Here is a 23193-nt window from a genome sequence, read left to right as displayed (position 1 = left end):
AAATTCACTTGGCTTGAATTCACTTCGCCTGATCGAACGCTTAACTAGATAATTCTTGGCGAATAATCTTCGTACCAGCAGCCAAAGCCTGTAACTTGCCTCGTGCAACCTGACGACTCAATGGTGCCATTCCACAGTTAGTCGATGGGTACAACTTGTCAGCATCGACAAATTGCAATGCTTTGCGCAATGTATCTGCAACTTCATCGGCTGTTTCAATCGTATTCGTTGCGACATCAATCGCACCCACCATCACCTTTTTACCACGGATAAGTTCAAGCAAATCCATCGGAACACGTGAGTTGTGACATTCCAGTGAGATAATATCCAAATTAGACTGCTGTAGTTTTGGGAAAACTGCTTCGTATTGACGCCATTCTGAGCCGAGTGTTTTTTTCCAATCGGTATTGGCTTTAATGCCATAGCCATAGCAAATATGCACGGCTGTTTCACATTTCAAACCTTCTAACGCGCGCTCTAATGTTGCCACGCCCCAGTCATTCACCTCATCAAAAAACACATTAAACGCAGGTTCATCAAACTGGATGATATCCACGCCTGCCGCTTCAAGTTCACGCGCTTCCTGATTCAGGATTTTGGCAAATTCCCACGCCAGTTTTTCACGGCTCTTGTAGTGCGCATCGTATAAAGTATCAATCATGGTCATAGGACCAGGCAGCGCCCATTTGATGGGTTGATCTGTCAGTGAACGCAGGAATTTGGCATCTTCAACAAAGACTGGTTTTTGCCTAGAAACTGCACCCACCACAGAAGGGACACTGGCATCATAACGATCACGAATTTTGACTGTTTCACGTTTTTCAAAATCGACACCTTCAAGGTGTTCAATAAAGGTGGTGACAAAATGCTGACGGGTTTGCTCCCCATCACTCACAATATCAATCTCTGCTTGCTGTTGTTCATGCAGTGATAGACGTAGCGCATCTTGTTTTGCGTCCAGTAATTCTTGCCCTGTTAATTTCCAAGCTGACCAAAGCTTTTCAGGTTCTGCGAGCCACGAAGGTTTAGGTAAACTGCCAGCCGTTGAGGTCGGTAATAAAATAGCCATTTTGAATCTTCTATCTGTATTTTAAGTTAAGCAACACGTTCTTGATTGGCAGCATGTAGCGGCACGAACTTGGCAGCCCATTGTTCAAGAATATCTTGATAAGGCTTGATAAAGTTTTCTTCAGTCCATTTGCCCTGCTTGACTGCCAACTGACCTCGCTCAACACGGTCATATACAACTTGGGTTAATGAATAATCCTGATAATTCAAACTTGGCTGATAGACCTCGCCTGCAGGTGAGTTGGTGTTATAAATTTCAGGACGATAAATTTTCTGGAAACTTTCCATAGTACTGATGGCACTGATCAACTCAAAATCTGTGTAATCATGCAGTAAATCGCCAGAAAAATAGAACGCAAGCGGTGCATTGCTATTTTCAGGTTTGAAGTAACGCACGGTTAAACCCATTTTTTCAAAATAGTCATCGGTTCTTGAATATTCATCATTTTTATATTCTGTACCTAAGACAGGATGCACATTGGTCGTACGATAATAAGTTTTTGTGGTTGATACGCTCAGGCAAATCACAGGTTGTTTTTGAAACTCAGCTTGGAACACTGCTGAACTGACCAAATGCTGATAAAGCTTGCCATGTAAATCACCAAAACTTTCAGGCTTTTCATTTACTTTGCAGCCTAATGCTGGCAAGACCACACTAAAATCATAATCACGAACATACGATGAAAAACTGTTGCCAATCATGCCTTCAATACGTTCATTTGTTTGATGATCTGTGATCGTACTTTTTAGCATTTCAATGAATGGAAAAGTTTTGCCATTTCCTTCAATATCAATTTCTGCAGAAATAATGTCGATTTCAAGCGAATAACGATCACCTTTTGGGTTATCGCAAGATGCCAGCGAGTTAAAACGATTATTGATCATCGCTAAAGTTCTGCGTAAATTTTCCTGACGGCTTTCACCACGCGCCAAATTTGCAAAATTGGTGGTTAAACGCGTGTTGTTAGCAGGTTCATAGTTTTCGTCAAAACGAATACGTTTAATTGAACAGGTGAATGGCTTTGTCATGATGATCTACTACCCAAATTTAAAAAGTTAAAATTTCTGAATGAGGGTATTTATACTGGAACGACAAAGTGAATAAAAATGATTTAACCTCAGTCCAAAGTGAATTTTATTCACCTTAATTTAAAATATGCAGCAAAACATCTAAAAATGATGGTTTTTCTGTTATCCCTTAAATTTAAAAATTAAAATAAATATTTCAATAACAACAAGTTAAAACCAAAAAATATTTTTATTCCGATAAATATTGAAGAGTATATTTTAGAGGACAGCACATAGTTCATTCAGTAGATTTCAGCCCTGAATGAATGAAACTCAGCTTGAAGTTAGAAAATCTCAGCTTCTGATTGGCTTGGTTTAGCATCTTCGTGATCAAAATGTATTCAGTTGGTCACATCAAAAAACAACGAGAAAAAATCGGCAGGCAAAAAAATAGGTCAATTCGTCAGTTGACCAATTGACCTTACGATAAGCTCACACATTGGAGCTTCTTAGATGATGCAGTTTTATTGAACTTGTGCAGGAAAATCATCTTCTGCCAATGCAGCCGTAATTTGATCTACAGTTGCAGTGCTTTCCACGGTCACAATTTTAGTCGCTAAATCGACTTCAACTTTTGCAGCAGGATCAACATCTTGAATGGTTGCCGTGACACCACGTGCACAACCGCCACAAGTCATATTTTCAATCAATAGTTTCATTGCGAACTCCACACTTCTGCCTTTGTTGAACTGTAGTTTAAAGCTTACCATGCTGGCAAGGTCAAGCCTATTTTGGGCTAAAATTTACTTGACCTTACCATCGTGTCAATCTATATGCTAAACACATCCTCCAAATTATAGAGACGACCATGGACGCAAAACACCCAAATGCCTCTCCCTATCAGGAAACTTTGTCTATAGAAGGCATGACCTGTGCCTCATGTGTCGGGCGTGTCGAAAAAGCCTTAAAAAAAGTCGATGGTGTAGAAAAAGCTGAAGTGAATCTTGCAACAGAAAAAGCACTGATTCATGCATCGCAACCTTTAGACCGTGCACTGCTCATTAAGGCAGTGCAACGTGCAGGTTTTGATGTAGCTGCCATTCAACCAATCGAACTGTCTATTGATGGCATGACTTGTGCTTCGTGTGTAACACGTGTCGAAAAAGCCTTAAAGAAAGTGCCTGGTGTAGAACAAGCCAATGTCAATTTGGCGACTGAACATGCATGGATTCAGCCGAATGCCACTGTTCCTAGCCAAGACCTGATTCGAGCGATTCAAAAAGCAGGTTATGACGCCAAACTGCTGCAACACGACTCTAACGAACAACACGATAAAAAGAATCTGGAACAGCAACAACTGAAACGTGATTTAGTAATTTCACTGATTTTAGCCTTGCCTGTGTTTATTCTGGAAATGGGATCACACATGATTCCTGCCTTTCACATGTGGGTGATGCACAATATTGGGCAACAACAAAGTTGGTTGATTCAATTTGCTTTAACCACATTGGTGCTGCTGTTACCAGGACGTCGTTTTTATCAAAAAGGGATTCCAGCGCTGTTACATTTTGCGCCTGATATGAACTCTTTGGTGGCGGTAGGAACTTTGGCTGCATACAGTTTTTCATTGGTGGCAACGTTTATGCCGCAGCTTTTACCCGAAGGCACAGTGCATGTTTATTATGAAGCTGCGGCAGTGATTGTCAGTTTGATTTTGCTGGGTCGTTATTTTGAAGCCAAAGCCAAAGGTCGCACCTCGCAAGCCATTCAGCATTTAATTGGCATGCAAGCTAAAACTGCACGTATTCATCGGGATGGTCAAATCATTGAAGTGCCAGTGGCGGAAGTCAGCTCCAATACCATTGTCGAAATCCGCCCAGGTGAGCGCATTCCTGTAGATGGTGAAGTGATCGAAGGTCATAGTTATATAGATGAGTCAATGATTACAGGTGAGCCTGTTCCTGTAGCCAAACAAATAGGCAATCAAGTCGTAGGTGGCACCATCAACCAAAATGGCACACTAAATATTCGTGCCACTGCCATTGGTGAAGCTTCGGTGTTGGCGCAAATTATTCGCATGGTCGAGCAGGCGCAAGGGTCTAAATTACCCATTCAAGCCTTGGTGGATAAAGTAACCATGTGGTTTGTACCTGCCGTGATGTTATTGGCTGCACTTACTTTTATTGTGTGGTTTATTTTTGGCCCAGAACCTGCCCTGACCTTTGGTTTGGTCAATGCAGTCGCTGTTCTAATTATTGCCTGCCCATGTGCGATGGGTTTAGCCACACCGACTTCAATTATGGTGGGAACAGGTCGTGGCGCTGAAATGGGCGTGCTGTTTCGTAAAGGCGAAGCTTTGCAGCTTTTGCAAGATGTTAAAGTGGTCGCGGTGGATAAAACAGGAACGCTCACCGAAGGCAAACCGATATTAACCGATTTTCATGTGCAATCGGGTTTTGATGCAGATCAGGTCTTTGTACTTTTAGCATCGGTAGAAGCGAAATCTGAGCATCCCATTGCATTGGCGATTGTGCAAGCTGCAACAGAAAAGCAAGTCAGTTTACTGCCTGTTACCGAATTTGACAGCATCACAGGTTCAGGTATTGAAGCACTGGTGAATGGTCAACGTATTCAGATTGGTGCAGACCGTTATATGCAACAAATTGGGCTAGATGTTAGCGCTTTTAATGCAGAAGCTGCACGTTTAGGACAAGAAGGCAAAACACCAATTTATATGGCGATTGATCAACAACTGGCAGCCATTGTTGCCGTTGCAGACCCAATTAAAGACACGACTTTTGCTGCTATTGCAGCGTTGCATCAACTGGGTTTAAAAGTGGCGATGATTACGGGAGATAACGGACATACGGCTCAGGCAATTGCTGCACGTTTACAGATTGATCATGTGGTGGCCGAGGTTTTACCTGAAGGCAAGGTCGATGTTGTACGTGAATTACAACAGCAATTTGGACGTGTGGCTTTTGTGGGTGATGGTATTAATGATGCCCCTGCTTTGGCACAAGCCGATGTTGGAATTGCGATTGGGACAGGTACAGATGTTGCGATTGAAGCAGCCGAAGTTGTATTGATGTCGGGCAATTTACAAGGTGTGCCCAATGCAATTGCTTTGAGTAAAGCCACCATCCGCAATATTCGTCAAAATCTATTTTGGGCATTTATTTATAATATTGCCTTGATTCCAATTGCTGCAGGCGTGCTATACCCGTTTGCAGGTATTTTGCTCTCGCCTATTTTTGCTGCAGGCGCGATGGCATTATCTTCAGTGTTTGTATTGGGTAATGCGCTCCGCTTAAAATATTTCCAAGCAGCACAGGTTTAAATGCAACACACAAAGGGTTTAGAAGATTGTTCTACGCCCTTTTTATGAGAGAAGTCACATGAATATTGGTCAAGCCTCTAAGCTATCGGGTATTTCCAGCAAAATGATTCGTTATTATGAGCAAATTGGTTTGCTGGATAGCGCCAAACGCTCTGCTTCGGGTTATCGGATTTATTCTGAGCAAGATTTAAAAACTTTGTCTTTTATTAAGCATGCACGGGATTTGGGTTTCTCTTCTGAGCAAATGAAAGAATTGCTAGGTTTATGGAAAAATGCTGACCGACAAAGTGCAGAAGTAAAGCAGCTCACACTTAAACATATTGAAACCTTAAAACAGAAGATTGCGCAATTACAGGAAATGGCGAACTGGCTACAAAGCTCTGCAGATCATTGCTCTGGGGATGAGCAGGCAGATTGTGTGATTTTGAAGGATATTGAGTTGGGGAAGTGATTTGGAATTAAGCCTCCCCCCATTCAAACAAGACCTGACAGTTATCCACTTGTTAGAAACCATTGTTGTATCTGTCAGCTTAAATTTGACTTAGGAAATCTACATCCCTATCTTTTTTAATACATAGCATAAAAAAAATCACACTTTGGGGAAGTGTGGGGGGAAACTTTGAATATCTGTTACTTTATGGGAGCGTATTATATATAAAAACAATTTGAATTAGTGAGCATTCTATATAATTTACGAGATAAATTTAACACTTTTTAAGAATCTCTCCAATAAACTGCACAACAATCAAGTTTTAGCACTATTCATTACGCATATTTTAGCGCGGTAATTCATACCCTTTTTCATTAATTAAACGAACCGCAGCATCACAGACTTCTGCATCATAAATTGTACCGTGTCCACGTATGACTTCTGCAAGTGCGACATCTACCCCTAATGCGAGGAGAAATAAATGACTTTAAGTCAAATACGTCTGGCGATACTAAGTCACGAGATAATTTAGGCATACTTTACCCTGCACCCAACCGATGAATGGTTTTTAGACTGACTTCGCTCACTACAGGTACGACAATATTCTGAAAAGACATCACGATATTTCCTATTTACTTGCAAGCCTGATTGAATCAATCTCTTTTATCATCTTACAAGCTATTGATCATTTTTTAAGGCGCTCAAAGGTTGAAATTTAAGGAAATTTTATAAAAAACTCCAAGCTCAAACTCAAAAACCACATTACGACTTCATCTATTTTGTGAAATACCTCTCATTTTTAAACGATAAATTTTTTAGAATGATTTATGCTATATCACACATCAATAAACGAAAATTGAATAACAAGAGAGTTTGATCTATGCCACATTCTTACCACCTCGAAAAACACTATATTGAACGGTCTGGATGGTTACGTGCTGCAGTATTGGGTGCGAACGATGGGATCATTTCTGTGACCAGTTTGGTCGTGGGGATGGCAGCCAGTGGTGCATCTTCTCAAACATTGTTAATTACCTGTATTGCAGGCTTAATTTCGGGCGCTGCTTCTATGGCAGCAGGTGAATATATTTCGGTGAAATCTCAACAAGACATTGAACAAAATGACCTTGCGATGGAAGCACGCGAATTAAAACTCAATCCAGAGCATGAACTAAAAGAACTCGCCAATATTTATATGATTCGTGGTTTAGATGCCGAATTGGCAGAACAAGTTGCCATACAACTGACTGCTCACAATGCTCTAGATGCCCATGCCCGTGACGAAATTGGTATTTTAGAACACACCTCAGCGCAGCCATTTATGGCAGCTTTTTCATCGGCATTGGCATTTACTGTAGGTTCATTATTCCCGTTGGTGTCTATTTTACTCTTACCTGAACATCTGTTAGACAAAGGCGTGATGTTGGTCGGTGTAATCAGTCTAGGGGTTATGGGTGCGCTTGCCAGCTATGTCGGTGGCGCAAGTATGTGGAAAGGTGCATTGCGTGTCATGATCTGGGGTATTGTCGCCATGGTATTCAGTGCGTGGATTGGTTCAATGTTCCATGTCGCTGTGGCTTAAAATCTAGAAAACTCAGTATAAAAATCTGCCCTATCTTTGGATAAAAATATGTTCAGAGATAGGGCAAGCTTCAGAAATAACATGAATGAACAGCTTATCCATGCAAAGTTTATATCTCTAAAACTTCTATCTTCAAAGTTAATCAAATAAAACTACAACAGATTCAGCCCACAATTTTAAGTCAGTTTTAAGTTTCAAATTTTAAACTAAAGCATCTTAAAGTCTTTTGAATCATTGACAATGTCTAAGCAGCCCGAATCACCACTTGCTCCATCTATCTTTGCCCGACTACGCTTTTGGCAAAAACCGATTTCTTTATTCTATTTCAATCTACTGCTTGCCCTATGGTTAGGCTTGGTATTGAACTATGGATTTTATGAGAAAATTCAACAATTCACACCTTATCAGGGCATTAAAGCCATAGGCTTATTGATTGCAACTGTGATCGTCATCGTATCGGAGTATCATCTGTTGCTGCAATGGCTAAACTGGCGTTGGAATGCCAAAATATTAGCCAGTATTTTGATTGTAGTCGGTGGATTCAGCGCTTATTTTGTTAATAGCTTGGGCGTAGTGATTACCGCAGACCAAATTCAAAATATGCTGCAAACCGATGTACGTGAAGTACGTGATCTTTTGTCTGTACGCTTAGTGGTTTGGAGTGTGCTGTTTGTACTATTGCCATTGGTCTTGGTGTGGTCTGTTAAAATTCAGCCGACTCATTTTGCCCGTCAATTACTGCAAAAGACTTTAGGCAGTGTAGTTTCGATTGTGCTGATTTTGGGTTTATTGTTCTGTTTTTATGTGGATTATGCTGCAATCTTCCGCGAGCATCGTGATTTAAAAGGCATGCTTTCTCCACAAAATGCGATTGCCTCTAGTCTATCGTATTATAAAAAGAAAGCACCCAAACAGAATTTGCCGCTGCTGCGCTATGGTGAAGATGCACATTTAATTCAACGTGCGCAAACAGGCACAGCACCCAAAATTATGCTGTTGGTGGTTGGTGAAACTGCACGTGCCGAAAGCTTCTCGCTGAATGGCTACGCAAAAAATACCAACCCTGAACTCTCTAAGCTGCCTGTGATTAATTTCACTCAAGTCAGCTCTTGTGGTACAGCCACGGCTGTTTCTGTGCCGTGCATGTTCTCGGGGATGCCACGCCAAAATTATGATGAACAACTGGCAAGTCACCGTGAAGGATTACTGGATATTGCTCAGCGTGCAGGTTATCAAGTCACTTGGATTGATAACAATTCAGGCTGTAAAGGTGCCTGTGATCGGGTGCAGCAATATCAAATTCCTGCAGCGCTAAAACAAAAATGGTGTGATGCCAGCGGTGAATGTTTAGATGAAATTTTAGTGGACAGTTTGCAGGCTTATCTGGCTCAACTTGACCCGAAAGACACGCGCTCACATTTAGTTGTATTGCACCAAATGGGCAGTCATGGACCTGCTTATTTCAAACGCTCAACCGCAGCTTATCAACCTTTCCAACCCACGTGTAACAGCAATGCGATTCAGGGTTGCAGTGCCGATGCCTTACGCAATACCTATGACAACTCGATTGTCTATACCGACCATGTTTTAAGTCAGTTGATTCAAACTTTAGAGCAACAAAAAAACTATCAAACAAGTTTTTGGTATTTGTCTGATCATGGAGAATCGACAGGCGAACATGGTTTATATTTACACGGCGCACCGTATTCTATGGCACCCACTCAACAAACTCATGTACCGATGCTGATGTGGTTTTCAGAAACTTGGCAACAACAAAATGCTGCGCAAGTGAATTGCTTAAAAGCACAACGCCAAACAGCATTGAGTCAGGACAATCTTTTCCCAAGTTTATTGAGCTTACTAGATGTAAAAAGCCAAGTGATTGATCCGAAAAATGATATGCTGAATCAATGTTCTGCCCCATCTACCACTCAACCGCAGCACGAGTCGTAACATGCCTAAAATATTAATCATTGAAGATGATTTTATGATTGCCGAATCGACCCAAACCTTGCTCAAGTTACAGCAATTTGATGTTACTTGGGTGAACAACGGGATTGATGGCTTAAAGCAATTAGAGCAGCAAGATATCCAGTTGGTGTTGCTGGACTTAGGCTTACCCATGATGGACGGCATGCAGGTATTAAAAAATATTCGCCAGTTACATCCACAATTGCCCGTGCTGATTATTTCTGCGCGTGATCAATTGCAACAACGGGTGGATGGTTTAAATCAGGGTGCAGATGATTATTTAATTAAACCCTATGAATTTGATGAATTACTGGCGCGAATTTATGCCCTGCTCAGACGTAGCGGCGCACAAAATCCTGTAAACGATACCGCACATATTTTAAGTTATGGCGATTTAGTCTTAGATACCGAACAACATTTGGCAAAATTCAAAGGTGAATATATCGAATTGTCGAATCGTGAATGGGCAATTTTAATGGCTTTGGTCAGCCACCCTAATAAAATTTTCTCTAAAAGTAATTTAGAAGATAAATTATATGATTTTGACAGTGAAGTCAGCAGCAACACCATTGAAGTCTATATTCACCATTTACGCGCCAAACTTGGCAAGGACTTTATTCGTACCATTCGTGGTTTGGGCTACCGTTTAGGGCAAATTTAATGCAATCCTACTCTTTGCAAAAACGTCTGATTGTTTATGTTTCTATCTTTAGTGTCATGTTGGGCTGCGTTTTGGTATTTGCAGCGTATCGAATTGCCCTAGAAGAAATGAATGAAATTTTAGATGCACAAATGCAAAGTTTGGCGGAACGCATTGCAGCAAACCATCCAGAACCTACACAAAGCCAAATCAATTTAAATCAGAGATATAGTGAAGAAGACTTATTTGTCGATATTTGGTCTTATACCGATGCAACACCACAATTACACCCTCAAGGTGTGTTGCTACAACCCGTAGAAAAACCAGGGTTTTATAATCATCAAACTGAATCTGGACTGTGGCATACATATATTTTGCCGCAGGAAAATCTACAAATTCAAATTAGCCAGCAAAACTCTGTGCGCCAATATTTAGCTTTAGAGTTAGCGGCAAATATGTTTATTCCTTACGCACTATTTTTACCCTTTGCCCTTTTGGCTTTGGGTTGGCTGATTCGTCATAATTTTCAACCACTAAATAACTTTAAAAGCGAATTGGCACGTCGTAAAGCGCAGGATCTCAGCCCGATTCACATGTTGGATTATCCTGTCGAGCTTGCACCCACGATTCAGGAAATGAATCAGTTATTTACGCGAATTTCTGCCGCACAGCAGGAACAGCGCCAGTTCGTTGCCGATGCTGCACATGAGTTACGTACCCCGCTCACCGCACTTAATTTACAAGTACAAATTTTATTGCAGCAATTTCCACATAGTGATGCTCTCAATAATTTAAGCCAAGGGGTTTTGCGTTTACAGCATTTGGTCAATCAGTTATTAAGCTTAGCCAAGCAAGATGCCTCAGATAGTCTAATTGAAAGCGATCAAGCTCTATCTTTAAATCAAATGACCATTGCCTGTGTGGAACAGCTCATTCAATTGGCATTGCAAAAAGATATTGATTTAGGTGTCGAACAACGCCAAGAGTTGAATATTCATGGACAAAGTTCTGCTTTGCATTCCATTATTTATAATTTAATTGATAATGCGATTAAATATACCCCCAAACAAGGCGTGATTAATGTGACTATTTTTCAGCAAGAACAACATGCAATTTTGCAAATTGAAGACAGTGGTGCAGGCATTGACCCCGCACTATTCAATCAAATTCGACAGCGTTTTTACCGTATTCATAACCATGCGGAAATTGGTAGTGGTTTAGGTTTATCTATTGTAGATAAAGCCACCCAACGCTTAGGTGCAAGTTTAGAGTTTTCTAAAAGTGCCAGTTTAGGTGGTTTATGTGTGCAGGTTAAATTTCCGATGCGTTAAGATCGGGTTTTAATTTAGATTTTGATTGTGGCAATTTATGCGCCAAGAACGCATAAGCGACTACGTTCAAACACCAAGTAATCCAGCCTGTCCAAAGATTATGACTAAAAAAATGTGCCCCGCGCATCATTTGCGCCCAGCCCATCCCCATGCCTAAAATGCAAGCCGCAATCAAGAAAAAATAAGCACGTTTAGGTTGAGCAGCCCGATAAACAAAATATCCTACCAATAAAGCAAAACCACTTGAGGCATGCCCCCCTGGAAAACAATGCCCTGCCGTTGCACTTAAATCCCGCCGAACACCATGCGCTGTGGCAATGCTCATATCCCACGGGCAAGCATGTGCCGACTGTGATTTAAGTATTGCAATCACACTGGTCGAAATCACCACCATCCAAAAGAAATAGCCAAACTCCCAACGACGAGCACGTAATTTTTGAAATTTGAAAGACAGCAACCAAGCCAGTAAATAACTCAGATATACCGCAATGAGGATATATTTGACATACCGATGATTTAATACAGCCAATGCCCAGTCTTGTCGAAGTGGAAATTCTGCATGAGCATCCACAAAGGGTTGAATGAGGTATAAATCTAGCCTGCCTGCAACGATAAAGAAATTGAGCAATATCAGCAAACTCAGAAGGAGTAAAATTGCTTGAAGAAGTAAAAATTTTGAATGCTGATGCCGCATGAGGAATACTCAACTCACTATCTATCTTAAAGTCTGTTTTATGCTTGTTTTTTAAGGAATTAAGCAGAAATCAGGCATGCACCCCAAGTCAATGCGATAATTGCCAAAGCAACAAATTGCGCTGCACTGCCCATATCTTTGGCATTTTTAGACAAGGGATGTTGCTCAATTGAAACACGATCGACCACAGCTTCAATGGCTGAATTAATCAGTTCGACAATGATGGCAAGTAAACACACCACTATCATGATCACTTGTTCGACACGACTAACAGGCATGAAAAAACTGAGTGGAATCAGCAGTGAATTAATCAGAATGATTTGCCGAAATGCCGCTTCATTTTGAAAGGCGGCTTTAAACCCTGCCAAAGAATAGCTTGTGGCATTCAAAATCCTTTGTAAACCAGAAGTGCCTTTGTAAGGAGAGCGTGGAAGCATAGTGAATCTGATTTGAAATAAATCCGATGTTAAGTCACTTAGCTTAAAATTGGCTTAAATATAACCTTTTGAGACTATTAAATTAAATCTGTGTAATATGTAACATTATGAATGCCTATTGAATAATAAGACTCCATCTAAAGTAAGCTGTAAATACCATCAATTTCTTATTGTTGAATCTAAGGTTGTATCAATTGCTCGGCTTCAACTTGCTTAATATCAAAATCAGGACTTTCTTTGGCTTGAATAATTTGCACAGGAATAAAGCGCACTTGAACCACACTTGGTTTTCCACGTGGGTCTTGTGCTAATTTTTGATTCAATGCAGAAATCTGTTGAGGTTTTGGCGCTATATCTCCACGCAAGACTACGCGAATTAAAGTCATCTCTTTACGCCGATCAAACTGCACCGTATCAATCAAATTATTATGTTGATTAAATTGACTTTCAATCAAGCTTTCTACCTGATGTTCATACATCTGTTTATTTAACATCATCATAAAGTTAAAGCTTAAATAGATACCCAGCGCAAAAAGTACTAAAAGACTCACGATATTTCTTTTAATAAATTCAATTACTGTGCTATTTACTTCTTCATCTGAACCGCGTCTAAAACCAGCTGCCCATAACACCAGTGAAGAACTAATTTGAATAGCAACAATATTGGTCAGTGCCAACAGCAGAGCATTTGCTGCATGTTTCCATTCCAGATGCGCAATTAATATGCCACTTGCAACCAGCGGCGGTACCAAAGCAGTCGCAACTGCAACGCCAACAACAGCCACAGACAATCGCGGCGAAACGGCTGCAAATGCCCCTGCTGCACCACCCGCAAGTGCAATCATTAAATCCATAATGGTGGGCTGAGTTCTAGACAGAATTTCATGGGTGATGGGCAAGTTAAAATTGATCAGACCTAAAATGATGCCAATACTGACAATCATCGACACACCAAGCAGCAAGGTGCTTAAGGCCGTTTTAAACAGTAACCAACGATTATCAATAAAGGCGAGTGCAATACCTGAAATAGGACCTAGCATCATCGCAACTAGCATTGCACCAATCACCACTGCGGCTGAATTTGACAATAAACCGTAGCCCGCAATAATTGCTGCCAAAGCATTCATAATAAAGAAGGTTTTGCTTGGTAAGGCATCCGCCTGAATGTTCAACCGTACTTGTTTATGATCAATTTTTTTAGAATTTTCGCGCTCCGCCTGTTTGTATTTCAGCTTTTCTTTCAAAAGTTCATATTTTTCTTGTTCAGGACTGTCTTCAACCACTATCGTGGGATCTTGATCTTTTTCCAAAGCATACCTCCGTGTCAGCTAAAGAAGAATCTTTCCAAATCCTCATACAGCCGTAGACTTTGTGCAATTACGTCCATCATGTTTAGCTTCATACAATTTATTATCTGCAAGTTTCAGTACATCAGACACATCTTCTGCATCTTGAGGCCAAAAAGCGATGCCAATAGAGATGGTGATTTGACCCATCTGATTAATCGTAGTTTCCTGCATGGTTTTTCTAAGCCGCTCTGCAGCTTTATACGCCACATTTGCATCTGCAGTCGTCATTAAAACCAAAAATTCTTCACCGCCACTACGACAGCAAATATCCTGTTCCCTAAAATTAGTTAGCATTAGTTGCGCGAGCGTTTTAAGTACCACGTCACCTTGATCATGTCCATACTGATCATTAATTTTCTTAAAAAAATCAATATCAATGGCTAATACTGCAAATTCGGTACGAGTGTCTAGCAGTTCATTTAAAAATAATTGCATACCACGACGGTTATATAAACCTGTCAACGGGTCCGTATTGACATGATGTTTTAACTCCGCAATCCGATGACTAAAGGTTTCTGAACTCATTAATAATGAGGTTCTAAACTTTAAAACCTCGAAATACCATGGATCAACTTCTTTAATTTTATTTTCAATGTCCGCATGATTGAGCATACTTGCCATACGTGCCAAGCGGTTCAAAGGTGAAGAAATAAAGCTTGAGATATACCAAATCAATAAAAAAATAAAAAAGTAGAAAATGAAGATTCCAATCGATACTTTTAAAATCAGGGTATTGGCTTGTGCAAGTAAATCCTCTGTCGGTTGTTGAGAAACAACAATCCAATTTACACTTGGAATATGTGCAAAACCTGCAAAATTATCTATACCTAAACTATTTTTTAAACGGATTGAGCCATCTTTATGCTGATTAATATAGTCTAAACCCGTATTGTTGATAATTTTTTCACCAATGCGATTTTTATCTGGATGAAAAATAATACGATTATGTTGATCAATCACATACATATAACTTTTTTTATAATCATACTGAGTATTGAGCATGGTATTAATCAAGTTCTGCTCCTGTAAATAAATCGTACCACTGATTAAGCCTAAATATTGATGTGTTTTGTCATAAATAGGTTGTGACATCATGACGATTAAATTATTACTTATAGACCAATAGGGAGATGAAATATAAGTTTTCTTTTTTTCAATAGATCCATCAATACCAATGGTACTATAAGCCTGATTAAAATTAAGTTTTAATGTATTAGGTGCATAAGCTAAAATATGTTTATTCTGCTCTACCAATAAAACACTATTAAAATTATTCGATTGATTTTTTAAGCGTTTTACTTCTTCTTTTCTAACTTGTGTATTATAAAAATTTTTTTCTAATAAACGTGCACTATAATCCAACTCTTGCAGCATATCTGAAAAATGTTGATTGGCGCTGGTGGCAATTTTTTCTGCATATTTTTCATTGATCAAAAGTGAATTTTGAATTAATTGTTGTTTAATTACATAATTTAAAATAAAAATACTTACGACAAATAAGCCTGATACACTTAAAATTGTGGAAATTAAAATAAGTTTACGCAGATCCAATCCGAGTCGTAGTAAAAAATGTTTCAACAGCTCCTACCCCAAAAAATTAAACAACTGCGACAAGTGTCGATTTTAACACATAATTTTACAACTCAATCACATATTTGAAAGCAATACAGTTGAATTTTAGTTGTGAATTTTTGATGTTCAATTCCACAAATTAGATAGTTCGTTTATTGCTGACCACCAACTAAATCAGAAATATATCCTCTAAATACAATTTCTACCACACACTTCCTATGAATGCACCGACTAATAACAAATAATGACAACTTAAATTTTTCGTTCTTATTTTTTGCTGAAAACCTTGTCTATTCGATAAATTTTTTGGGTCAATGACTCATAAAATTACAAAAAACTATTATCTTTTTTTGCTTTAAATTTACATAACCACTTAATAAATAGGTTTTTTCTTATATTTAAGCAATATTTTAATTTAAGCGGTTGCTCATTTTTAACAGTCTTTTTTGTTGTGGACGCATTAGCATCAGGGCAAATTCCCATGATCATAACTCAACCTCAAACTCTACCCAGTACACCTATAGAATGCGCTGCTCAACAAACCCTTTATGTGCCAATACCTTGGTCTTATCCTGCACAAACATAGTAACAAAAATTTCAATATTAAAACCTAAAATGTTCGTTGTGTCGATTTTAGTCATAGAAATAAACTTAGCTTTCAGACTTCGCATTGTCATGATGCTACTGATCCGCATTTTATTTTCCACCCTGATCAAAACATTACCGTGCAAGGCATATGCCTAAATATGGCAGAAAAACAGAAACATGGTGATGCTGAAGTTATTGCTTATAACTTTAATGGACAAAGTAACCTAAATGGTATCTCGATAGTCAGTGTATTCGTAGTGCTGATACAGGCGAATGTTTAGATATTTATAATGGAAAAATGAAAATGTATAGCTGCAATCAAAATCGTGGGCAGAAATTTAGTTTTATTGCCTTATAAAAAAGAATCACTAATTCCCTCAGCCTAGCCTGCTCTTTTGAAGATGAGGGAATTAGCGAATGATAATTTAAAAAATTATAAAAATTTTACTTTAAATACGATTAATTAAGGATGCTGACTAAACAAATCAAAAATCACTTTTCTTAACCACTGATGACTGGTTTGGTGATGACAAGACGTATGCCAATATTGTCGTACAGGATAGGTTGGAAAATTCAAAGGCGCACTCACTACTTGTAAATTCCCGCGTGCCAATAACACCTCACTTAAATAATAAGGCACTGTCGCAATCATATCGGTTTCTTGCACAATTAAACCGACCCCTAAATAACTTGGGATACTCATTAGAATATTACGTCTTAAACCACGATTGCTTAATTCATTTTCAATATGGTAGTGACCTATACTGGTATCTACATCGACATGCGATTCACGAATATAAGCTTCAACATCTAAACTTTTTTCACAAATACGTGGATGATCTTTACGACTAATCACCACATAATATTGTAGAAATAATTGCTGCTGATAAAAACCCTGCTCTAACTCAGGTAAAAAACCAATCGCAAAATCAATTTCACCATTTGCCATTTGATAACTGGTTTCACGGGTAATAGGACGAATTTTAATCCGCACTGAAGGTGCATATTTTTTTAAAAACTTGGTCAGTTTTGGCAATAAAACCAAATGCGAAACATCGGTCATTGCCAAGGTAAATAATTGATCGGAATGTGTCGGATCAAAATCGACTTTAAAATTATTGACCGTTTCAATTTTATTAATAATTTCACTAATCGGTGAAAAAATCTGTTTCGCCAACTCTGTAGGCAACATTTCATTGCCAACCCTTAAAAATAATGGGTCATTAAAATGCTGACGAATTTTATTTAAACAGTTACTAACCGCAGGCTGACTCATGCCCAATGCATCTGCTGCTGCAGACACATTTTTTAATTTATATACATAGTAAAAAATCTGTAGCAGTTTGCTATCTAACTTAAACATATCCATCTTTCCTTAGAATCAGTTTCACTGCTCAGTTTTCATCCTTATTTAACGCCAAGCTTTTAATTTAGAGCTATGCCCAATGCCCACATTAAAACAATTGGTCGGATCCAATTTTTGATAATGCTGCTTTAAGGCAGGCTTCGCCACATATAAATGCCCAACATTATGCTCTGCAGGATACTCTGCCCCACGTGCATCAAGCAATGACCACATTTGATGTTCCATCGCCAACGGGTCTACGCCTTTTTTAATAATATAGTCCTGATGAAAGACATGACATAAAAAATGACCATAATACAACTTATGTATAATCGCCTGCTCCAACTCTTCGGGCAAGGTTTCAACCCATTGCTGATCATTACGTCTTAACGCAATATCTAAAGCAACAATGTCTTCCACTTCATTTCGATGTGTATCACGATAACGAATTGCAGCACCTGCCACTGCAAAGCGATGCAGAAAAGCCTTGCGGCCTTCATCTTCATTACATAGAAAAAAACTGCCGGAATTGCGCGTGATAAAATAATCCATTAAAAACTGCTGTACTGCCGCAACATCTTGCTGCTCAATGCGCAAAATTAAATGATGTTCATACAAATCACGAAATTGGTTCATGCGTTCTGGTAAATGATTTGGCAGTAGTTTCGTGAACATTTGCAAAACTTTATCTGACAAGCCACGCATACCCCAACGTGTCAGAAAACCATCGACTTTGTCTTTCATGGCAAAAGCGGCAGGTACTTTACTGGTGCCAAACTTCTCGATAAACAAGAAGCTGTCTTTGCCATATTCTGCACCAATGTCATAGGCATCTCGATGGATATACTCGCCAGCAATCGGTACACGCGGCAAATCACGTAATAAAAAACGGCGAATCGCGGTTAAATCATCCTGCTGATTGCTGCCGATATAAAACACCTGACTCGGAATTTTCTCAAACGTATCCAAACGCACTGCAAACACACAGACTTTACCTGCCGAACCCGAAGCTTCAAACAAACGGCTCGGGTCGGCATTAAACCGTGCAGGCGTATCGGCATCGACTTGGGCAACATCATGCACGTAACGCTGATCTGAAGCACAACAATGTTCCGAATATTCAATATCTTCAGGGCGATATTGTTGTTGCTCAAGTTTGGTTAAAATTTCTTCTGGCGAGTTCCCTAAATTCACCCCCAAATGATTGATGAGTTGCAACTCGCCCAGTGCATCGACTTGTGCATATAAGGCCAACTCAGTATAGGCAGGACCACGTCTGACCAATGCACCACCTGAATTATTACATACCCCGCCCAACACTGAAGCGCCAATACAAGATGAACCAATGACTGAGTGTGGCTCACGCTGATGCGGCGCCAATTGCTGTTCCAAAGCATCCAATGTTGCACCAGGCAAGCAAATCACTTGCTTGGCATCGTTGATGAGCTGAATACCTTTTAAACGTTGGGTGTTGATCAAAATTACAGGACGATCATAGTCATCACCAAAAGGGGTAGAACCACCCGTGAGTCCAGTATTGGCGGCTTGCATAATAATAATGCAATCTGCTGCCACAGCCACTTGTAACACTTGCCACTGCTGCAATAAAGAACCTGGCGTGACCACCGCAAAAACCTGTCCTTCGCCAAAACGTCGCCCTTGACGATATAAACGAGTATCTGATTCATGGGTCAATACATGCGCTTTTCCCACAATATCGACCAAGTTTTTGAGGGTTGCTGCAGCATCAAATTGTGTTGCAGAAGAAATTGTCTGTGGCATAGTGTACAAGTCCTGAAACAAGGTGAAAAATACAATTAAGCGATTCAGCCAAATGCATCGGTTGATGGATTGATCGCTCCTGTTGGCAATTTAGCCTTTCAGTTCACGCTCAAGTTGTACCAAGCAATCTGAGTTAATCGCTTGAATGTTTTTAGCACCCGTTAAGGTCATTGCGACTCGCATTTCTTTATCAATCAATTCGAGTAAATTACTCACACCCGCCCCACCTGCTGCACCTAGTGCATAAATAAAGGCACGTCCGAGCATACAAGTATCCGCACCCATCGCCAACATGCGCACCACATCTAGGCCATTACGAATACCTGAATCCACTAGAATTTTTAGATCTCCTTTTACTGCATCGGCTATTGGCGGTAAAGCACGTGCAGTCGAGAGCACACCATCTAACTGACGACCACCGTGATTGGACACCACAATTCCATCAGCCCCAAAACGAACAGCATCCTTAGCATCTTCTGGGTCTAAAATGCCTTTAATGACCATTGGGCCATCCCAGAATTCACGAATCCACTCCAAGTCTTTCCATGAAATAGATGGGTCAAAGTTATTGCCTAACCAGCCAATATAATCTTCAAGTCCTGTTGGTTTGCCTAAGTATTTAGAGATATTGCCCAAGTCATGCGGACGACCTAGTAAGCCAACATCCCATGCCCAGTTTGGATGCATCACTGCCTGCATATAGCGGCGCATAGCAGCATTTGGACCACTCATGCCCGAATGTGCATCCCGATAACGTGCGCCAGGCACAGGCATATCTACTGTAAAGACCAAAGTTGAACAGCCTGCTGCTTTAGCACGTTCCAAAGCATTACGCATAAAACCACGGTCACGCAATACATATAATTGAAACCACATTGGGCGTGAAATGGCAGGCACCACTTCTTCAATTGGGCACACCGACACGGTAGATAAAGTAAACGGAATACCTTTTTTGTCAGCTGCAACTGCAGCCTGCACTTCACCACGGCGCGCATACATGCCCGTTAAACCCACAGGTGCCAAAGCCACAGGCATTGACAAGGTTTCATTAAATAAGGTGGTTTCTAAACTCAAAGCCGACATGTCATTCAAAACACGTTGGCGCAAGGCAATCTGTGAAAGGTCTTCCACATTTCTTTTCAGCGTTTGTTCCGCGTACGCACCTCCATCAATATAGTGAAATAAAAATGGCGGTAAACGGCGTTTGGCTGCTTCGCGGTAATCATTCGCAGAAGAAATAATCATGGCGCTATCCTGTTTAATCGACTCGCACGCTGACGACGCGCATCTTCCTCGTCTATCATGCGTACTTGTTGAACTACAAATTCAATATGTCCACACACTGCCGAACGGGCAGCTTCTGGATCCTGGCGTTCAATTGCATCCATCACTTGAAAGTGTTGATCGTGCAACTGATCGAAACGGTGGGCTTCGGTATAGACTTTGCGTCTGCCCAAAACTACGTTGTATTGCAACAAATCAAATAAGCCGCGCATCATTTGAATGAGCACCAAATTGTGCGATGCTTCGGCAATTGCCAAATGAAACTTGGCATCGGCAATTGCTGCCTGATCGTCATCACCTAAAATTTGAAAATGGGCGATTTGCTCATAACAGGCACGGATGTTTTTCAAATCCTCAGCAGTTGCCCGCTGTGCGGCATACCATGCCGTACCACCTTCAAGCACCATTCGTGCTTCCTGCACATCAAAACGATAAGCAGGGTCTTCATCAATCAGGTTACTTAAAGGCTGCACAATTTGATATTGCGACCAATTGGTAGGCAGTTGTTGCAAAAAAGTACCCGCTCCAACTTTGCTGACCAGCATGCCCTGACTGGTCAATTGCTGAATAGCCTCACGCAAAGAGGAACGGGAAACCCCGAGTTGTTCACATAACTTTCTTTCGGCAGGCAATCGGTCTCCGACTTGCATCTGATTTTTTTCAACCAGTGTGCGCAGGTCTTGAACAACTTTGTCGGAAACTTTCATGCGGCTATCCTCTTGTGCATGTGGTTATGGAATCATCCATGGGAACACATAAGCTTGTAGAGTGATAATAATACCGATCATTACGGTGAACGTGATACTGTGTTTCACGGTAAAGCGGAATAAATCCGATTCTTTACCGACTAAACCAACAGCCGCACAGGCAATTGCAATAGATTGCGGTGAAATCATTTTGCCTGTTACCCCACCACTGGTATTGGCAGCAACCAACAGAACTTCTGGTACACCAATTTGCTGTGCGGTTGTGGCTTGCAAGGCAGCAAACAAGGCGTTGGCTGAAGTATCTGAACCTGTCAAGAACACCCCAATCCAGCCTAAAAATGGCGAGAAGAATGTGAAAGCATTGCCTGTGTGTGACAAAGCCAGTGCCAAAGTCGCAGACATACCTGAATAATTGGCAATAAATGCAAACGCCAACACCATCCCAATAGAATAAATTGGTGTTTTTAGCTCGTTGATGGTTTCAGCAAAAGTTTTAACAGCTTCACGCGGTTTCATTTTTAAATAAATGATGGTGATGATGGCCGCAATCATAATCGCAGTCCCAGTTGCGCTAAGCCAATCGAACTTAAAGATCGCATCATAGTCTTTAACATCAGCGACCACAGGCGGCATCTTTTGCACCAGTTGGTGTAAAAATGGCACTTTGATGGAAATTACCCAGTCGTGCATTGCGCCATCTTTGGCAAATAAATCTTTAAACGGCTTGATGCTCCAAATAGTGACCATCACCGTTAACACTGCAAAAGGTGACCATGCTTTAACAATCTGCCCGATGCTGTATTTTTGCTGTTGTTCTGCAACTAAGTTGGCATCCACTTTGGTGTCTGCATCGCTAAAACGGAAAATGTGTTTTGGCTGCCAGAATTTAAATAAGACCGTTAAACTAATCAAAGAGGCAATTGCGGCTGTAATGTCAGGTAACTCAGGTCCAACAAAGTTAGAGGTCAAGTATTGTGCAATCGCAAAAGCACCACCACCCACCAACACTGCAGGCCAAGTTTCTTTCACACCGCGCCAGCCATCCATAATTGCCATAATCCAGAACAGCACAATAGGCACCATAAATGGCAACTGACGCCCAACCATCTGGCTAATTTCCATGGTTTCTACACCCGAAACCTGACCCGCCACAATAATTGGAATCCCCATTGCGCCAAACGCAACAGGTGCGGTGTTCACAATCAAACATAAACCCGCAGCGTATAAAGGTTTAAAACCCAAACCTACCAACAAAGCTGCAGTAATTGCCACTGGCGCCCCAAAGCCCGCTGCACCTTCTAAAAATGTGCCAAATGCGAAGCCCACCAGTAGCATCTGGAGACGCTGATCTTCTGTAATCGACAGAATAGATGAGCGAATAATGTTAAATTGCCCTGTTTTTACAGAGATTTTATATAAAAATAATGCGCCTATAATAATCCATGCGATTGGCCATAAACCGTAGAAAAAGCCATAGATCAATGAAGCAAAAGCCATTGGTGCAGGCATGCCATAGGCAAATAACGACACCAATAACGCCAAAATAACCGTAATTGTTCCCGCAACACTTCCTTTTAAGCGAAATACAGCCAATGCCAGAAAGAAAAAGATAATCGGGATTAATGCAATAAGACTCGAAATCCAAATATTTGCCATTGGATCGTAGATCTGTTGCCAATGTTGAAGCATTGTCATCTCCTTGAAATGCTCACTCAAACGTAAACATAGGTCTAAGCATATAGATAAAATTCTAATTTTGGTCTGACCAATATTAAGATAAAAATCAAAATACTCTTAATATTTGCAACAAATAATAGTTTTATACAAATAAATGTCAACATTGGTCTGGTTATTTATTTAAATGGTCATACCAATTTAAATAAAGATGATCTTTGTTCGCAGCATAAAAAATACGGTGAAGAAAAATTTAAACTTTGTTTTTTCTGTAGTTTTTAAAAGGAAGGAAAAACCAAATTTATTCGGCACAGCCTTATACAACTTTCGTCTAATACAGTAAAATACGTGTGCTTTCTTCTAAGATGAATTGAACGCTTGATCAAAGGAA

The 23193-nt window shown here is 40.3% G+C and carries 18 protein-coding genes; 6 read left to right on the top strand and 12 right to left on the bottom strand.

What is annotated here, in order from left to right:
• Positions 1-40: 40 nt before the first annotated feature.
• The 3 genes from FTU66_RS09635 to FTU66_RS09625 form a co-directional block, all read right to left on the bottom strand.
• Positions 41-1069: a methionine synthase gene (locus FTU66_RS09635; RefSeq protein WP_004970525.1), complete on the bottom strand. Its 1029-nt coding sequence runs from the start codon at positions 1067-1069 to the stop codon at positions 41-43.
• A 26-nt stretch (positions 1070-1095) separates the two neighbouring features.
• Positions 1096-2097, bottom strand: coding sequence for a putative oxygenase MesX (locus tag FTU66_RS09630; protein WP_154320486.1), 1002 nt, complete (start codon positions 2095-2097; stop codon positions 1096-1098).
• 503 nt (positions 2098-2600) lie between these two features.
• Positions 2601-2795: a heavy-metal-associated domain-containing protein gene (locus tag FTU66_RS09625; RefSeq protein ID WP_004970528.1), complete on the bottom strand. Its 195-nt coding sequence runs from the start codon at positions 2793-2795 to the stop codon at positions 2601-2603.
• A gap of 149 nt (positions 2796-2944) precedes the next feature.
• Between FTU66_RS09625 and FTU66_RS09620 the strand changes: the two genes are divergently transcribed.
• The 6 genes from FTU66_RS09620 to FTU66_RS09595 all read left to right on the top strand — a co-directional run bounded on the left by FTU66_RS09620 (position 2945) and on the right by FTU66_RS09595 (position 11370).
• On the top strand, positions 2945-5416 hold the full coding sequence (locus FTU66_RS09620; protein WP_180112745.1) for a heavy metal translocating P-type ATPase: 2472 nt from the start codon (positions 2945-2947) through the stop codon (positions 5414-5416).
• 58 nt (positions 5417-5474) lie between these two features.
• Positions 5475-5867, top strand: a complete 393-nt coding sequence (cueR, locus tag FTU66_RS09615) for a Cu(I)-responsive transcriptional regulator (RefSeq protein WP_179991269.1) — start codon at positions 5475-5477, stop codon at positions 5865-5867.
• An 859-nt stretch (positions 5868-6726) separates the two neighbouring features.
• Entirely contained in the window at positions 6727-7428 is a 702-nt protein-coding gene (locus FTU66_RS09610; RefSeq protein WP_180112744.1) for a VIT family protein, read from the top strand.
• Between the two features lie 240 nt (positions 7429-7668).
• Positions 7669-9381: a phosphoethanolamine transferase gene (locus FTU66_RS09605; RefSeq protein ID WP_180112743.1), complete on the top strand. Its 1713-nt coding sequence runs from the start codon at positions 7669-7671 to the stop codon at positions 9379-9381.
• 1 nt (position 9382) lies between these two features.
• Entirely contained in the window at positions 9383-10060 is a 678-nt protein-coding gene (locus tag FTU66_RS09600) for a response regulator transcription factor (protein WP_096902721.1), read from the top strand.
• On the top strand, positions 10060-11370 hold the full coding sequence (locus FTU66_RS09595; protein WP_180112742.1) for an ATP-binding protein: 1311 nt from the start codon (positions 10060-10062) through the stop codon (positions 11368-11370). Before FTU66_RS09600 ends, FTU66_RS09595 begins: the two co-directional genes overlap by 1 nt.
• On the opposite strand, the gene FTU66_RS09590 is transcribed toward FTU66_RS09595, so the two are convergent.
• The 9 genes from FTU66_RS09590 to lldP all read right to left on the bottom strand — a co-directional run bounded on the left by FTU66_RS09590 (position 11351) and on the right by lldP (position 22823).
• Positions 11351-12064, bottom strand: coding sequence for a phosphatase PAP2 family protein (locus FTU66_RS09590; protein ID WP_180112741.1), 714 nt, complete (start codon positions 12062-12064; stop codon positions 11351-11353). The genes FTU66_RS09595 and FTU66_RS09590 overlap by 20 nt on opposite strands.
• A 59-nt stretch (positions 12065-12123) precedes the next feature.
• Entirely contained in the window at positions 12124-12501 is a 378-nt protein-coding gene (locus tag FTU66_RS09585; RefSeq protein WP_179988910.1) for a diacylglycerol kinase, read from the bottom strand.
• Between the two features lie 179 nt (positions 12502-12680).
• Positions 12681-13811, bottom strand: a complete 1131-nt coding sequence (locus tag FTU66_RS09580) for a DUF389 domain-containing protein (RefSeq protein WP_180112740.1) — start codon at positions 13809-13811, stop codon at positions 12681-12683.
• A gap of 42 nt (positions 13812-13853) precedes the next feature.
• Positions 13854-15428 carry a sensor domain-containing diguanylate cyclase gene (locus FTU66_RS09575; RefSeq protein ID WP_180112739.1) on the bottom strand — a complete coding sequence of 525 codons (1575 nt, stop codon included), beginning with the start codon at positions 15426-15428 and terminating at the stop codon, positions 13854-13856.
• Positions 15429-16473: 1045 nt separating this feature from the next.
• Complete coding sequence (locus FTU66_RS09570; RefSeq protein WP_004970549.1) at positions 16474-17373, bottom strand: LysR family transcriptional regulator; 900 nt, start codon at positions 17371-17373, stop codon at positions 16474-16476.
• 48 nt (positions 17374-17421) lie between these two features.
• Positions 17422-19137 carry a D-lactate dehydrogenase gene (dld, locus tag FTU66_RS09565; protein ID WP_035311162.1) on the bottom strand — a complete coding sequence of 572 codons (1716 nt, stop codon included), beginning with the start codon at positions 19135-19137 and terminating at the stop codon, positions 17422-17424.
• Between the two features lie 90 nt (positions 19138-19227).
• Positions 19228-20382: an FMN-dependent L-lactate dehydrogenase LldD gene (lldD, locus tag FTU66_RS09560; protein ID WP_016659249.1), complete on the bottom strand. Its 1155-nt coding sequence runs from the start codon at positions 20380-20382 to the stop codon at positions 19228-19230.
• The gene (lldR, locus tag FTU66_RS09555) at positions 20379-21128 is read right to left on the bottom strand and encodes a transcriptional regulator LldR (RefSeq protein WP_004970689.1); all 750 of its coding nucleotides are present in this window, start codon (positions 21126-21128) and stop codon (positions 20379-20381) included. The genes lldD and lldR overlap by 4 nt, the downstream gene beginning before the upstream one ends.
• A gap of 24 nt (positions 21129-21152) precedes the next feature.
• Positions 21153-22823: an L-lactate permease gene (gene lldP, locus FTU66_RS09550; RefSeq protein ID WP_179988566.1), complete on the bottom strand. Its 1671-nt coding sequence runs from the start codon at positions 22821-22823 to the stop codon at positions 21153-21155.
• Positions 22824-23193 lie beyond the last annotated feature (370 nt).

Source organism: Acinetobacter sp. YH12131, assembly GCF_013418635.1.
GTDB classification, from domain to species: Bacteria; Pseudomonadota; Gammaproteobacteria; order Pseudomonadales; family Moraxellaceae; genus Acinetobacter; species Acinetobacter towneri.
Note: the sequence above shows the minus strand (reverse complement) of the source record. Positions and strands in the feature narration are given on the sequence as shown.